Source organism: Mesorhizobium sp. BH1-1-5 (assembly GCF_020165615.1).
Classification (GTDB): Bacteria; Pseudomonadota; Alphaproteobacteria; order Rhizobiales; family Rhizobiaceae; genus Mesorhizobium.
The window spans coordinates 157752-172250 of sequence record NZ_JAIUIM010000012.1 but is presented as its reverse complement, the minus strand read 5'-3'; the positions used below and the strand labels follow the sequence as shown (position 1 = coordinate 172250).

Annotated in this window: 11 protein-coding genes; 2 read left to right on the top strand and 9 right to left on the bottom strand. The window is 64.1% G+C overall.

Annotation, left to right across the window (positions count from 1 at the left end):
- Position 1: 1 nt before the first annotated feature.
- From LB572_RS17995 to LB572_RS17955, 9 genes are all read right to left on the bottom strand, one after another.
- Positions 2 to 1519 carry a sugar ABC transporter ATP-binding protein gene (locus LB572_RS17995; RefSeq protein WP_412033571.1) on the bottom strand — a complete coding sequence of 506 codons (1518 nt, stop codon included), beginning with the start codon at positions 1517 to 1519 and terminating at the stop codon, positions 2 to 4.
- Entirely contained in the window at positions 1516 to 2631 is a 1116-nt protein-coding gene (locus LB572_RS17990) for an SMP-30/gluconolactonase/LRE family protein (protein ID WP_224668633.1), read from the bottom strand. The genes LB572_RS17995 and LB572_RS17990 overlap by 4 nt, the downstream gene beginning before the upstream one ends.
- Before the next feature lie 28 nt (positions 2632 to 2659).
- Positions 2660 to 4792, bottom strand: coding sequence for an ABC transporter permease (locus tag LB572_RS17985; protein WP_224668632.1), 2133 nt, complete (start codon positions 4790 to 4792; stop codon positions 2660 to 2662).
- A 66-nt stretch (positions 4793 to 4858) separates the two neighbouring features.
- On the bottom strand, positions 4859 to 5887 hold the full coding sequence (locus LB572_RS17980) for a sugar ABC transporter substrate-binding protein (RefSeq protein ID WP_140802224.1): 1029 nt from the start codon (positions 5885 to 5887) through the stop codon (positions 4859 to 4861).
- Positions 5888 to 5946: 59 nt separating this feature from the next.
- Positions 5947 to 6981: an ABC transporter permease gene (locus LB572_RS17975; protein ID WP_224668631.1), complete on the bottom strand. Its 1035-nt coding sequence runs from the start codon at positions 6979 to 6981 to the stop codon at positions 5947 to 5949.
- Between the two features lie 39 nt (positions 6982 to 7020).
- Positions 7021 to 8349 (bottom strand): pyruvate dehydrogenase complex dihydrolipoamide acetyltransferase, encoded by a 1329-nt coding sequence (locus LB572_RS17970; protein WP_224668630.1) that lies wholly within the window; start codon positions 8347 to 8349, stop codon positions 7021 to 7023.
- 33 nt (positions 8350 to 8382) lie between these two features.
- On the bottom strand, positions 8383 to 10491 hold the full coding sequence (locus tag LB572_RS17965; protein ID WP_224668629.1) for a pyruvate dehydrogenase complex E1 component subunit beta: 2109 nt from the start codon (positions 10489 to 10491) through the stop codon (positions 8383 to 8385).
- Between the two features lie 520 nt (positions 10492 to 11011).
- The gene (locus tag LB572_RS17960; protein WP_224668628.1) at positions 11012 to 11461 is read right to left on the bottom strand and encodes a VOC family protein; all 450 of its coding nucleotides are present in this window, start codon (positions 11459 to 11461) and stop codon (positions 11012 to 11014) included.
- A gap of 17 nt (positions 11462 to 11478) precedes the next feature.
- Positions 11479 to 12228: an SDR family NAD(P)-dependent oxidoreductase gene (locus LB572_RS17955; protein WP_224668627.1), complete on the bottom strand. Its 750-nt coding sequence runs from the start codon at positions 12226 to 12228 to the stop codon at positions 11479 to 11481.
- Positions 12229 to 12406: 178 nt separating this feature from the next.
- Between LB572_RS17955 and LB572_RS17950 the strand changes: the two genes are divergently transcribed.
- Both LB572_RS17950 and LB572_RS17945 read left to right on the top strand, forming a co-directional pair.
- Positions 12407 to 13363 (top strand): LysR family transcriptional regulator, encoded by a 957-nt coding sequence (locus LB572_RS17950; RefSeq protein WP_224668626.1) that lies wholly within the window; start codon positions 12407 to 12409, stop codon positions 13361 to 13363.
- A 344-nt stretch (positions 13364 to 13707) separates the two neighbouring features.
- Complete coding sequence (locus tag LB572_RS17945; RefSeq protein ID WP_224668625.1) at positions 13708 to 14499, top strand: enoyl-CoA hydratase-related protein; 792 nt, start codon at positions 13708 to 13710, stop codon at positions 14497 to 14499.

Here is a 14499-nt window from a genome sequence, read left to right as displayed (position 1 = left end):
CTCAATGGATCGCCGCGTACATGATCTTTTCCTCCGTCGCCTCAGCCGAGGAGAACTCCTCGACGATGCGGCCCTGACGGGCCACCAGGATGCGGTCGGAAAGGCTGAGTATCTCGGGCAGGTAGGAGGATATGACCACCACCGCGATGCCTTGCGCCGCCAGCGAGCGGATGAAGTCGTGGATCTCCTGGATCGCGCCGACGTCGACGCCGCGTGTCGGCTCGTCGAAGAACACGACCTTGGGGTTCTGCACCAGCGACTTCGCCACGACCACCTTCTGCTGGTTGCCGCCCGACAGCTCGATGATCTTGGCACGGCTGTTGATAGCGCGGACCTTCATGCGCTGCACCCATTCGTTGCCGACCCGGGACTGCTCCTTGCGCGACAAAAGCATCGTGCGGCCTTCCGGCGTGGAGATGCGCCCGAGATAGATGTTCTCATCGATGCGCATCGTCTCGAAGAAGCCGTTCAGCTTGCGGTCCTCGGTGATGTAGACGATGCCGTCGGCGACAGCCTGGCGCGGTATGCGATAGCGGATCGGCTTGCCGTTCAGGTAGATCATGCCGCCATAGATGAAATTGCGCTTCAGGACGCCGCTGACGACCTTGGCGATCTCGGTGCGCCCCGAGCCGATCAGGCCGGAGATGCCGGTGATCTCGCCGGCATAGACGGAGAACGACATGTTGCGGACCATCTTGCCCATGATGACGTTCTGGACCGACAGCACCTTCTTCCTGCGGGTGCCGTGCGCCTGCGGCTTGCGGGCGTCGGCGTAGTAGGTCTGCGACAGGTCGCGCCCGACCATGTGCTTGACCAGGATCTCGCGGCTGAGCTCCGTCGTCGGACCGGAATGGACGCGCTCGCCGTCGCGCAGCACGGTGACCCGATCAGTCAGTTCCAGCGCCTCTTCGAGCGCGTGCGAGATGAAGATGATGGCGACCCCTTCCGCCTTGAGCCGGCGGATCAGGTCGAAGAAATGCAGCTTCTCCTCGGGCGTGAGCGTCGCGGTCGGCTCGTCGAAGATGATCAGCCGCGCCCGGTGATGGACGGCGCGGGCGATCTCGACCATCTGCTTCTGCGCGGCGCCCAGCGTCGACACCATGGCGGTCGGATCGACATGGAAATTCATCGACTGCAGGAGCTGCTGGGCGGCGATGTACATGCCGCGCAGCCTGGTCATGTACTTCTCCCGGCCGAGGATGATGTTTTGCGCCACCGTCATGGTCGGGATCAGGCTGGTCTCCTGGTAGACCATGACGATGCCGGCGCGCAGCGCATCCGCCGGCGTGGCGAACGACTGTTTCTGGCCGTCGAACAGGATGTCGCCGGACGACAGCGATATCGCTCCGGCCAGCGCCTTGCACAGCGTCGACTTGCCGGCGCCGTTCTCGCCGACCAGACCATGGATCTCGCCGCGGCCTATGTCGAAGTCGACGCCGCTGATGGCCTGCGCCCCGCCATAGACCTTGGTTCCCTTGACGACGCGCAGCATCGGTTCTTCGCGGTTCTCCATGGTCATTGCGTCAACCTCGCGGTCACCTGCATGATCTTGCCATTACCCTTGGAAGCGACGAACACCTGGTGCCCGTCCGTCGCCACGCCGGTGATGCCGTGGCACGTCCCGCCGACGCGGCTGTGCAGGCTTGATTCCGGCTCGAGCTCATCGTCGAGGAAGACGACCAATCCGTAGGAGCGTGGCGGCGCCCACGCCTTCAGGCTGCCATGTTTCTTCAACCCGCCGCCCTGGACCGGTTCCAGGTAGTGCCCCTCCGACCGCAGCGCGGGCGCGATCCAGAATGCCGGCTCGATCCGCTCGATCATCTTGCGCCGGTAGGAGTCCTCGGTCAGCACGAAATCGACCAGTTGCGTGCGTAGCGCGAACATGGCGAGGCAGTAGCCGGTCCCGCAGGGAACGATCCGTGCGGGATAGCCGGGAAGGTTCTGCTGCACCGGCACGGGACGCGGCCTCGCTCCGGCAGGCCCCATTGGCAGTCTGAGCAGGTCGTGCGTCCAGGCTTCGGACACGATCAGCGAGGAGCCGTCGAGCGCCACGCAGATTCCGTTCGGATAGCCTAGCCCGTCGGCGATCACGTCGACCTGCCCGCCGCCGGCGCCGATACGCAAAACGCGGCCGGAACGCCGCTTCTGCATCAGGTCATAGGCCCAGCGGTCAGGCGTGTTGTCGCGCGAACCGTCACAGACGTAGATGTCGCCCTCCGGGCCGACGACAAGCGCCGTCGGGCATTTCAACCCGCCCTGGCCCTCGATGCCAAGCATGCGGCCTTCGTCCGGCCCGCCGATCAGGGCAATGCCCTGCCCCACCACGCATACCGCCACGCCGCCCGCCGGATGGGCGGCGATGCCGGTGGCCGGTCCGTCGAACTCGGCGACCACCGTCGGATTGGAGAAATCAGCGCCGTTGAAGCGGTGGACGCCGCGGCCCGCGGTCACATAAACGCTGCCATCCATCGCCACGGCGATGTCGTCAGGTTCGGCGATGGCGGTGCTGAGCACCGGGCATTCCTCCAGCGCCGAGTTCGGCCGCATTGGTCCATCAAGCACCGGATTGGCGCGACGGTCCCGATTGCGGAACACAAGCTCTTTCAGGATGTCGACGACCACGCTGCTCATCGGGGTTCTCCGTGTGCCTCGGTTGCGCTCATGACCGCTTGCCCCAGTAGGAGGCCGGACCGTTCCAGCTCTCGTCGACCCCGCTCAGCTTGACGCGGCCGATACGGTCGTTGGAGAGGCCGCCGATATAGAGGTAACCGCGCTCCTCGCGCATCGAGGTGACCGATGGATGGGATTTGCCGCCGATGTCGCCCAAGGTTTCGAGGATGGTGCCTTGCTCGTCGAATTTCACCACACAGCCATTGTTGATGTTGGGATAGAGCCATTCGTCGTTGGGAATGCGCTTGATCATGCGGGTCCGGAAACCCGGATCCTCCATGGCAAGGTCGTAGGCCGGGGTGCGCAGCCCGACGAGCGCCAGCCAGTAGCAGCCATCGGATGCCCGGTTGATGTTGTCGGGCATGCCGGGCAGGTCGGCAATCAGCGTCTCCAGCTTGCCCGCCTTGGGGCCGGCGATCCAGTAGCGCTCGATGCGGCATGCCCATGTGAGCGCAAACAGCACCGATTGACCGTCATGGGCGACGCAGACACCGTTCGGGAAGATCTGGTTCTGCAGCAGCGTCCTGGTTTTCCTGGTTGCCGGATCGTAGACGATGATGCGGCCGTTGCCCCGCCCTTCCAGCGCGTCGGTGGCCCAGGTGTGGGCGGTGTAGCGCAGCGTCGCCTCGCTGAAATAGATCTTGCCGTCCGGCGCGATGTCGAGGTCGTCGGCCAGCACCAGCCGCGAGTCATCGATGACCTTGCCGAATGTACGCGTCGTCTCATCGGTCAGCTTGTAGACGGAACGGTCCGGACGCACGCCGTAGACGCCCATGCCGGCCACGCAGATGATCAGGTTGCCGTCGCGGTCGAAGGCCATGCCGAGCGGTCGGCCGCCGGTGCGGGCGAAAACCTCCTGGGTCTGCAGGTCCTTGCCGCTGAACCGCCAGATGAACCCTTCGCGCGTGCCGCAGTAGAGGTTGCCGTCCCTGTCGAAGATAACGTCTTCCGGTCCGTCGAGCTTGCCAAGGCCGATCGCCTCGGCGTCGCGCAGCCGGTTGTTGAGCGCATAGGGCGAAGAGCTCTGCGGCGCGATGTCGTGGCGCTTGCCGAGCTTGAAATAGGTCGGCACGACATAGATCTTCTCGATCGCCTTGTTGCGGTTGCGCGCCCATTTGACGTCGATGCCGACGGCAAGCAGCATCATGAAACCGAGGAAGGCGGACGTGGCGCCGCCGACCAGGCCGAAGCGCACCAGGCCGTTGATCAGAACGAGGACGATGGTGGCGCCGATCAGCGACTGACCGATGGACCCTCTGCCGCCTGAGAGATTGACGCCGCCCAGCACCACCGCCGTCAGCGCCAGCACTTCCATGCCGACGCCGGTATCCGAGCTCGGGCTGTTGAGGCGCGCCGCGTAGAAGACGCCGCCAAGGGCGGTCAGCACGCCGGAAATCACATAGGTCAGGAACAGATGCCGCTCGACCGGTATGCCGGCGTGACGGGCCGCCTTGCGATTGGCGCCGATGGCGGCGATGTACCATCCGGGCCGCCCACGGCTGAGGAAGATGTGGCCGACGATGGCGACGAGCGCCAGGATCAGGATGTTGGCGGGGATGCCGAGCACGCTGCCGCCGCCCAGCCAGTCCCAGATGCGGCTGTCGCCCATCGAGATCGCCATCTCGACGGAATAGCGCAGGATCAGCAGGTTGAGGATGGCGCGGAAGATCAGCATGGTGACGAGCGTCGTCAGGAAGGCGCCAAGGCCCACATAGCCGATCAGGATGCCGTTGACGGCGCCCATCAGCGCGCCGGCCATCAGCGTCACCAGTATGGAGACCGGCGCGGACACTTCGTACATGTTGAACAGCATCAGCGCGATGAAGTTGGCCATGGCGAAGATCGAGCCGACCGAAAGGTCGATGCCGCCGGAGATGATGACGACCGCGATCGCGATCGCGACGAAGCCGAATTCACCGAATTGGCGGCCGGTGGAGACGATGTTGCCCACCGTCAGATAACCGGGGATGAGGAATGCGAACGCCAGCACCACGAGCACGGCGGCGGTGAAAGGCACCACCGGCTCCATCCAACGCTTCTGCAAAAGCTCGGCGATGAACTGCTGGAACGACCATTTGTAGCGGAGACGGATCAACGTCTCCCTGAAGCTGGTGTCGGCCACCCGATCCTCCTCCCTTGGATCTTTCGGGCGGCCCGTCGGGGCCGCCCGTGTCGTTATCGCGAGCGGTCAGCTCTTCTTGGGAATATCGGTGCAACGCGCCTGGTCGACATTGTCCTTCGTCACCCAGAAATAGGACGAGAACGACGCGACGCTGTGCGAGCCCGGAGGTTCGCCGGCCATCAGCAGGTTCTTCGCCATGACCATGACCTCGCGGCCCTGGTTCCAGGCGTCCCAATCCATGTAGCGATCGATCAGTCCGGCGCGCACGGCGTCACAGCCTTCCTTGTAGCCGCCGCCATTCGAGTAGACGATCACCTTGCCGCTGAGTCCGGCCTTCTTGACCGCCTGCGCGCCGCCGATCGTCATGATGTCGTACGGGCCGAAGATCGCGCAAACATCGGGGTGCTGCTGCAGCACCGCGGTGGTGATGTCATAGGCCTTGGTGGCGTCCCAGTTGGTCGCCTGGCTGGACACCACCTGGATCGCCGTATCCTTGGCGAATTCCTTCATCAGCGCGTTGGTCATGTAGACGTTCTGCGCCGATGTCAGCTCTCCCTGCAGGATCACCACCTTGCCGGACTTGCCGCTGCCGGTGCCGCATTGCTTGACGATGTCCTTGCCGGTGACCTCGGCCTGCTCGATCCAGTCGCCACCGACGTAGCCGTCGCTCAGCGTGTTCGACATCATCGAAAGCTGGATGACGTAGATGCCTGCTTCCTGCGCCTGCTTGATCTGCTTGACGAGGAGCTGGACATTCGGGTTCTGGACGATGATCACGTCCGGCTTGTCGGCGATGGCGCCCTCGAAGGCCTGGGCAAGCGCCGTGCTGTTCCAGGCCGGATCCTTGACCGAGTACTTCATGTTGCTGCGCTCGGCCTCGGTGCGGATGACATATTCCCAGGTGTCCATCAGCGGCGCGCCCAGGGTCATCGGCAGGAAGGCGATGGTCTTGCCTTCGATAGCCTTGGTGTATTGCTCCTTCAGCTGGGCACCGCCGTCGGCGGCATTCGCAGGCACGGCAGCGATGCCGAGCATGGCGGTGAACATCAGCGCAATCGGCTTCGATAGCCGGCTGCATTTACTCATCAACGTCATCTTTTCCTCCCGAGATGATGCGCCTTGATTGTTGGATCGTGTCGAGGAAGGCGTCGCCTCTACAGATCTCCCTGCCTGGCCGTTTCCTCGTCGCGAGGATGCAGCTTGCGATCGAGTGTGATGGCGCCAAGAAGCACCACGCTCTTGACGATGTTCTGGACGTCGCCCTGGACGTCCAGCAGGATCATGGCATTCAAAAGCGTGCCGATGAGCGCCGTTCCGGCGAGCACGCTGGCAATGGAGCCGCGGCCGCCGCTGAGGCTCACGCCGCCCAGCACGACGATCAGCAGCACGTCGAAGATCAGGCTGGAGCTGAACACGTTGGTATTGATCGAAGCGACCGAGCCTGCGGTGACCAGCCCGGCCAGAAAGGCGACCGCGGCCGAAAAGGCATATTGGCCGATGGTCAGCACGCGCACCGAGACGCCGGTGAGCCTTGCCGCCTCGGCATTGTCGCCGAACGCATAGACGAAGCGGCCGGCAGAGGTGCGCGACAGGATGAGATGGCCGATCATCGCGACCACCGCGAAGATCACCAGCGGCACCGGGATGCCCAGCAATTCTCCTTGTCCGAGCGCGAGCAGGAACGGCTGGTTCTCGGGCGCATAGGTGATGATGCCGTCGAGCATCAGCCATCGCCCGACGCCATAGACCAGAGTTCCCGAGGCCAGCGTGGTGAACAAAGCGGGGATGCCAATGATGGATATGGCAAAGCCATTGAACGCGCCGATCGCGACGGCCAGTCCCAGACCCATGGCGACGCCGGCGGCAAGCCCATAGCCCAGTCCGATCAGCTTCAGCGACCAGGCGGCGCAGATGGCGAGCACCGCAACCTGCGACAGATCGAGGCCACGTCCGATCACGACCACCGTCATGCCGACGCCGAGGATGCCCAACACCGAGACGCTGCGGGCCAATGTCGAGATGTTCGGCAGGGTCGCGAAGCCGTTAACGAAAAGCGCGCACGCCGCGAAGATCACGATCGTGGTGGCGAAGACCAGCGTTTCCTGGCTCAGATTGCTGAGGCTGAACTTGCCCTCGCTCTTCTTCACAGCAGCGGCTCCCCTGTCCTTTATCGCAACTGCGTCTGCCATCGGCCCTGTCCCCGTCAAGCGTCCAATACCTGTCGATCCCTAAACCAGCATCGTCATCGGCTGCTCGATCAGCGCCTTGAACGCCGACAGCAGCTCGGCGCCCGTCGCGCCGTCGATCGCCCGGTGATCGACGGAGAGCGTGACCGTCATCAGGGTTCGCACTTCGGGCTTGCCGTCCCGGGCGACCACCCGCTCCTCGCCCGCCCCGACAGCAAGGATCGATGCCTGCGGCGGATTGATGATGGCCGCGAAGTCACGAACGCCGTACATCCCGAGATTGGAAACGCTGGCGGTGCCGCCCTGATATTCATCCGGCCGAAGCGAGCGCGTCCTGGCGCGCGCGGCGAGTTCCTTTATCTCATTCGATGTGACCGCAAGCGTCTTTGTCTCGGCCTTGCGAACGATCGGTGTCATCAATCCACCGGGAATGGCGACCGCGACGCCGATGTCGGCATGGCGGTGGCGCAGCAATGCGCCTTCGGTGAACGAGACATTGGCATCGGGCACCCGATGGAGAGCCAGCGCCAGCGCCCTGATCACGAAGTCGTTGACCGAAAGCCTGTAGGCACGCGCGCCGTCGCGGTGCGTCGGCGCCGCTTCGTTGAATTGGCGACGCAGGGCCGCAAGCGCGTCGATCTCGCAATCGGCCGTCAGGTAGAAATGCGGGACGGTGCGCTTGGCCTCCGACAGCCGGCGCGCGATGGTCAGCCGCATCGAATCGTGCGCGACTTCCTCGAAGCTGCCGGGCTCGAACAGGTTCTTCAGGCGGGCATCGGCTTCGGCCAGCGCCTGGGCCGGGATTGCAGCGGAAGGCGCGGCCGGAATGTCGGCCACCGCGGGCTTGCCCGGTATTTCGGCCTTGGCTTTCGCAGCACGGGCTTCGATGGCCTGCTTGACATCGCGCTCGACGATCCTGCCGTGAGGGCCGGTGGCCGTGACGTGCGCCGCCTCGATACCCGCTTGCGCCATCAACCTGCGGGCGATCGGCGACGCGAAAACACGGCCTTCGTCCTGGCCGTTGGACATGCTTGCGGCAGGAGCCGGCACGGCTTCGGGCAGGACTATCGGCATTGACGGCTCTGCTGGAGCCGCCTGCGCGGTCGCGGATACTGCCCCAACCGTCTCGCCGTCCGCCGCGAGAGCACCAATCGTCTGGTTGACGGGAACGTCGATCGACCCGGCCGGCACGGCGATGCTGATCAGCACGCCGTCGACTGCAGCCTCCACTTCCATGGTCGCCTTGTCGGTCTCGATCTCGGCCAGGACGTCTCCGGCGCGTACCGGATCGCCAACCGCCTTCAGCCATTGGATAAGGTTCCCCTTCTCCATGGTCGGCGAAAGCGCTGGCATGAGGATGTCTACGGGCATAGCTCTTCGAGGTCCCAGGTGCCGGTTCCGGCTTCAGCGGTAGCAGACGCGGCGGACCGCGTCGGCGATGGCGTTCTGGTTGGGTATCACTGCCCGCTCCAGCTTGTCGTTGTAGGGCATCGGCACCTCCATGGAGCCGAGCCGTTCCACGGGAGCATCCAGCCAGTCGAAGGCGCGCTCGTTGATCTGCGCGGCGATCTCGCCACCGAGGCCGCCGGTGCGCCAGGCCTCGTGCACGACAACGCAGCGATGCGTCTTCTTCACGCTGCGGATGAAGCAATCCATGTCCAACGGGCGCAGCGTGCGCGGGTCGATGACCTCGACGGAAACATTCTCGCGCGCCAGCATGTCCGCCGCCTGCAACGCGCGCTCGACCATGACCTGCGTGGCGATGACGGTGACGTCGGTCCCCTCGCGCTTGATGTCGGCCTTGCCGAGCGGAATCTCGTAGGGCGCTTCCGGCACGGGCGCGGTCTGGCCGAGATAGAGCATCTTGTGCTCCAGGAACATCACCGGGTTGTCGTCGCGGATGGAGGCGATCAGCAGGCCCTTGGCGTCGTAAGGGGTCGATGGCGCCACCACCACGAGGCCGGGCACATGCGCGAACCATGCCTCCAGCGACTGCGAGTGCTGAGCGGCGAGGCGGATGCCGCCGCCCTGTGGCCCGCGGAACACCACCGGCACGGTCGGAGAACCGCCGAGCATGTAGCGCAGCTTGGCCGCCTGGTTGACGATCATGTCCATCATGAAGGTGACGAAGTCGAAAATCTGGATCTCGGCAATCGGTCGGCGCCCGCAGACGGCCGATCCGACAGCGGCGCCGGCGATACCCATCTCGGAGATCGGCGTGTTCATCAGCCGGTCCTTGCCGAAGCGCTGAAACAGGCCGCGCGTCACGCCGAACGTGCCGCCGATCGGCCCGACATCCTCGCCGATGACGAAGACGCGCTCGTCGCGCTCCATCTCCTGCGCCATCGCCTCTTTCAGCGCCTCCAGATAGGTGAGTTCCCTCGTGCCGGGCGCAGGCTCGACCGCGCCGGCCGATTTGAACGGAGCGGAGACGGCCGGCGCCAGGCTTTCGACGTCGGGCTCGGGCGAATTCTTGGCGAACTCGACGGCGCGCTCGATCTCGGCATCCGTCTCGGCGACAAGCGCCTCATATTCAGCGTCGGTGAGCGCACCACGCTCCTTCATCATCGCAACGCAGCGGTTGATCGGGTCCATGGCCTTCCAGCGCTCGACCTCTTCATCCTCGCGGTAACCCGGCAAGTTGGCGCGCATGGAGTGATCGCCGTGGCGATAGGTTATGGCTTCGATCAAGGTCGGGCCTTCGCCCGCACGGGCACGCGCGATGGCCTCGTCGACCGCCGCGTAGACGGCGACGACATCGTTGCCGTCGATGGTTTCGCCGGGCACGCCGTAGCCGGCGGCGCGCGCCGAGATCGAACCGCCGGCGGTCGATTCCAGGAAGGAGGTCGAGAGACCGTATTGATTGTTCTCGCACAGGAAGACGATCGGCAATTTCCAGATCGCGGCCATGTTCAGCGCTTCGTGGAAGATGCCTTCGTTGGCGCCGCCGTCGCCGAAGATCGCAACGCCGGCATCCGTCGACATGCGCTGCTTGGCGGCAAGCGCCGCGCCGATGCCGAGACCCATCGAAGCGCCGACGATGCCGTTCGCGCCGATGATGTTGAGACCAATGTCGGCGACATGCATGGAGCCGCCGAGACCGCCGCAGATGCCGTCCTTGCGGCCGAGCAGCTCAGCCATCATGCGCGAGACGTCGGCGCCCTTGGCGATGCAGTGTCCGTGTCCACGGTGATGGGTGGCGATGAAGTCGCTGCGCAGCAACGGGTAGCCCGCCCCGGCAGCGACCGCCTCCTGACCGACGGAGGAATGAGCAGTGCCCTTCACCAATCCGCTGTGGAACAACTCCGTGGTGCGCGTCTCGAAGGCGCGGATCACAAGCATCGTCCTGAGCAGTTGTTTCAGCTCCGCCGCGTCAAGCCTGGGCGCGTTGCGGGTCGCCAGCCGATGAGAGGATCCGCCATTGGCAAGGATGGCGCCACCGATCGCGTTGTCGCTGATCTTTGCCGCGCCACGCGTCGAACGGCCCGCTCGGGCCAAACCGGAATTCTTCATCTTGTCCCATCCATTGCCGGCCCCTCCGTCGCGCTGGCTGGCGGCGGAAACATCAAAGTGCCGGTGTGCTGGCGTTCTTCCCTTTGGCATCTCTTGCGGGATGCCTTGAATGAAGACTTCCACGATCCCGACCTCAAAACAAACACAAAGTTCCTATGGAAGAAATGCATTTTGGTTATGGGTGACGGCAGGGCCAAAAAGAATGTGCGCCGCCCTGCGGACAGGGCGGCGCACGTGCAACTTGAGAGCCGGTCACGCGGCCTGCTTGGAGGCCGAATGAGTGCTATCCATCAGAGTGGAGAGAAGATTGCCGGCCGGCGCGATCGGCCGGACAAAAGCATAGCGCAGATATCTGGCCGGCATCGTATGCCGACCGCGGCTCGCGGGCCGGACGACGAGTACGTTTCACCGTTTCACGGAAACGGCGAAACGTCCTATCTCTTTGTTTTTACGCAATTCCGGACGGAAGGTTACGGCGAAGGCGCCGAACTTAACCGCTCACACTTTTCCTGGAATTGCTTTAGATCCGTTCGATAAGCTCGACGGTCACCTTGTCGGGGGTCGTCAGGTATGACACGCGCACGCCGGCGTTAGGCCCGCCACGCTTGTTGACATAAGGCGGCGAGATCGGCACCGCGCCATAGGGCGCCAGATGGGCTATCACGCCGTCCAGGTCGGTAACGTCGAACGCGATATGGGCGAAGCCGACGTCGCAGGGCCTCGCCTCGAGCGTCCTGCGATCCGCCGGAGCGCTGTATTCGATCAGCTCGACCGTATGATCCGGCCGGCGCAGGTAGGCTATCTCGACCTCGGCTCCAGGGACGCCGGTGATGGTCTGGATCGAGGCGGGATCGCGGCCGGCGCGCGAGGTCAACTCGAAGCCCAGGCCGTCGCGGAACAGCGCGATCGCCCGGTCAAGGCTTTCGACCGTGAAGCTGGTGTGGTTGGTCGCGCTGATCGCGTGGCGCATGCCGGATCCTTCCCTGTCTAGTAGTCCGTGCGCCCGCCAGACATGTCGAAGACGGCGCCGGTGCTGAACGAAGCCTCAGGGGAAGCGACATAGGCCACCATGGCCGCAAGCTCCTGCGGCAAGCCGAAACGGCCCATCGGGATCTTGGCGAGCAAGGATGCCACATAGTCAGCCGGCCAGCGGTCGAAAATCGCCGTCCTGATCGCCGCAGGCGTAATGCAGTTGACGGTGACCTTGGTGTTGGCCAGCTCACGGCCAAGCGTCTTGGTAAAGCCGATAACGCCGGCCTTGGAGGTGGCGTAGGCGCTGATCAAGGGACTGGCTTCCTTGCCCGCGACCGAGGCTATGTTGATGATGCGGCCGTAATTCGCCTCGATCATATGCGGGGCGACCGAGCGGCAGCACAGGAAGACGCCGGTCATGTTGACGTCGATGACCCGCTGCCATTCGTCGAGCGACAGGTTCCAGACATTTGCATGGGGCCCGGAGATGCCGGCGTTGTTGACCAGGATGGAGATGCCGCCGAAACGCTCCAGCGTGGCGTCCCGCGCCTGGTCGACCAAGCTCTCGGAAACAACGTCGACCACTGCGGTATGCACCCGGTCGGTGGCCGCGAGCGTCTCGGCGGCGCGCGCCAGAGTTTCCGGCTCCCGGTCCCACAGGCTTACGTTGGCGCCATCGGCGAGAAGCCGGGTGGCTATGGCCAGCCCAAGACCTTGCGACCCACCCGTCACCACGGCGGTCTGCCCATCCAAACGCGCTGCCATCTGTCCTCCCCAGGCACCCCGCCGCTCTTTCGGAATACTTGGATCCGTGGCGGCGTGTTCAATCTGCTTGAAGCCAGTAGTAGCGCGTGCGAGATATCAACACTAAGACAAAAGCCAAATTGCAACCATTAGATTTGGTTATGGCTTGTTCTGCGTATGGCGGCGAGGAGGAAAACTGATGGACGTCAGGCAGCTCGAATATTTCATGCATGTGGCGAACACGTTGAACATCACGCATGCGGCGATGCGGGCGCATGTGTCGCAACCGGCGCTGAGCCGTCAGATCCGGCTCCTGGAGCAGGAGCTCGGCACCAAGCTGTTCAAGCGCAAGGCACGCGGCGTGGTGCTGACCGAGACAGGACAGCGGCTGGTCGACCGGACACGGGTGCTGCTCTCAAATGTCGGCCGCATCAAAAGCGAGATCATGTCTTCCGCCGACGAGCCGGTGGGCACGGTGAGGCTTGCGGCATCGAACTCCCTCAGCGGCCTGCTCACGTCCCGGGTGGTGGCCCGCTTTCGCCGAACCTATCCGCAGGTCTCGGTGCATGTGACCGAGAACACTTCGATGATCGTGCGGGAATCCATCGCCAATGACGGGGCGGACGTGGCGCTGTTGTCGGACCGCGAATCCTTCACCACGCTGACCAAGATGCCGCTGGTGACCGAGAGCCTGCTGCTGATCGCTCCGCTGGAGGTGGGGCTCGACCTGTCCCGCCCGGTTTCGGCCAAATCCCTGACGGGCCACAATCTCATCCTGACGCCGTTCCCCAACGGATTGCGGCGCGCCGTGGACGAGATCCTGGTCAGGGCCGGCCGCGTCGCCGAACCGAAGCTCGAGGTCGATACCAACTCGCTGATGACCAGCCTGACCAAATATGGAACCGGCTATTGCGTGCTTCCTTATAGCGGTGTCCATGAGCTGCTGGTGCGCAAGGAGGTATCGGCCGCGCCGATCCGCAATGTCCGGTGGGGCTGGGTAACCGCGGTGTCGCGAGAGCGCGCCATGTCGACGGCCACCAAGAAGCTGATAGAAATGATTGCCGAAGAGGCCCAGATCCTGACGAGCAACGGCACCTGGAAAACCGCAACCCTGGACCTGGCTCAAGACAGCGGGAAGCACATCGGACTGGACTGACCGGGCCCTTTGTCGGCCATGGACGGATCCGATCCCACGATCGACCATCGCGATGGCATCGCGCAGACGCGGGCAAGCCAGGGGCCAGCCGGTGCCGCCCGCCGGCGTTCTCTGGCGCGCCGGATTGCTTGCGAACTTATGCAGCGAAGCGGCAGCCGCGGCCGCTCTTACCTCCGCCCCCGCTTCGGCGCCGAACCGGTCAGACGCTCTTCGAATACTCACAGAACCATCGTTTCCGAGCGGTGTGGAGAATAGTCGTCCGGACGCCCACGTTAGCCTTGCAGGCTTCGCTGACGCTGACTATAGTCGCGGATATGAAATTAAATTCCATGTGCTAGGTACGAATGCGTCCCGCGAGCGATCAATCTCTTGTTGTGGTGGAGAGCCGCCCGTTCGCCAATGTGGGGTTGGTCGAGATCAACCGCCCCGAAGTCCGCAACGCAATCAATCTCGAAGTACGGGAGAAGCTGGCCGCTGCCGTGGCAGGCTTTTCAGAAGACGCGGAGATCCGGTCCATCGTCATTGCCGGACGCGGCGCCAACTTTGCTGCCGGCGCCGACGTCAGAGCGTTTGAAAAGCTCGGCTCCGCCGACGTGCTTCTGCAACGCACCCATCGCTACTGGGACGTGATCGCCAAATGTCCGAAACCGGTCATTGCCGCGGTCGAGGGCTTTGCGCTGGGCGGCGGCTGCGAGCTTGCAATGCATGCCGACATCATCGTGGCGGCACGCACAGCCACTTTCGGTCAGCCGGAGGTCAAGCTTGGCCTCATGCCCGGCGCCGGCGGCACACAGCGGCTGCTGAGAGCGATCGGCAAATACAAGACGCTGATGCTCGTCCTGACCGGCGATATGTTTGCGGCGGAAGATGCCGAGCGCGCCGGCCTCGTCAGCATCCTCACGGATGAGGGCGAGGCCCTGCAGCAGGCGCTGCAGATCGCCCAAAAGATCGGCCGCCTGCCGCCGTTGGCCGTCGAGCAGATCAAGGAAGCCATCGTCAATGGCGAAGACGCTCCCTTGGAAACGGCGCTGCGCCTCGAGCGCAAGGCATTTCAATTGCTTTTCGATACGGCCGACAAACAGGAAGGCATCGCCGCCTTCCTGGAAAAGCGCAAAGCGTCATTTATGGGGCGCTGA

Bases quoted from the DNA above. Each gene is read 5' to 3' on its own strand.
- LB572_RS17995 (WP_412033571.1), bottom strand. From the start codon at position 1,519: ATGACCATGGAGAACCGCGAAGAACCGATGCTGCGCGTCGTCAAGGGA.
- LB572_RS17990 (WP_224668633.1), bottom strand. From the start codon at position 2,631: ATGAGCAGCGTGGTCGTCGACATCCTGAAAGAGCTTGTGTTCCGCAAT.
- LB572_RS17980 (WP_140802224.1), bottom strand. From the start codon at position 5,887: ATGACGTTGATGAGTAAATGCAGCCGGCTATCGAAGCCGATTGCGCTG.
- LB572_RS17975 (WP_224668631.1), bottom strand. From the start codon at position 6,981: ATGGCAGACGCAGTTGCGATAAAGGACAGGGGAGCCGCTGCTGTGAAG.
- LB572_RS17970 (WP_224668630.1), bottom strand. From the start codon at position 8,349: ATGCCCGTAGACATCCTCATGCCAGCGCTTTCGCCGACCATGGAGAAG.
- LB572_RS17965 (WP_224668629.1), bottom strand. From the start codon at position 10,491: ATGAAGAATTCCGGTTTGGCCCGAGCGGGCCGTTCGACGCGTGGCGCG.
- LB572_RS17960 (WP_224668628.1), bottom strand. From the start codon at position 11,461: ATGCGCCACGCGATCAGCGCGACCAACCACACCAGCTTCACGGTCGAA.
- LB572_RS17955 (WP_224668627.1), bottom strand. From the start codon at position 12,228: ATGGCAGCGCGTTTGGATGGGCAGACCGCCGTGGTGACGGGTGGGTCG.
- LB572_RS17950 (WP_224668626.1), top strand. From the start codon at position 12,407: ATGGACGTCAGGCAGCTCGAATATTTCATGCATGTGGCGAACACGTTG.
- LB572_RS17945 (WP_224668625.1), top strand. From the start codon at position 13,708: ATGCGTCCCGCGAGCGATCAATCTCTTGTTGTGGTGGAGAGCCGCCCG.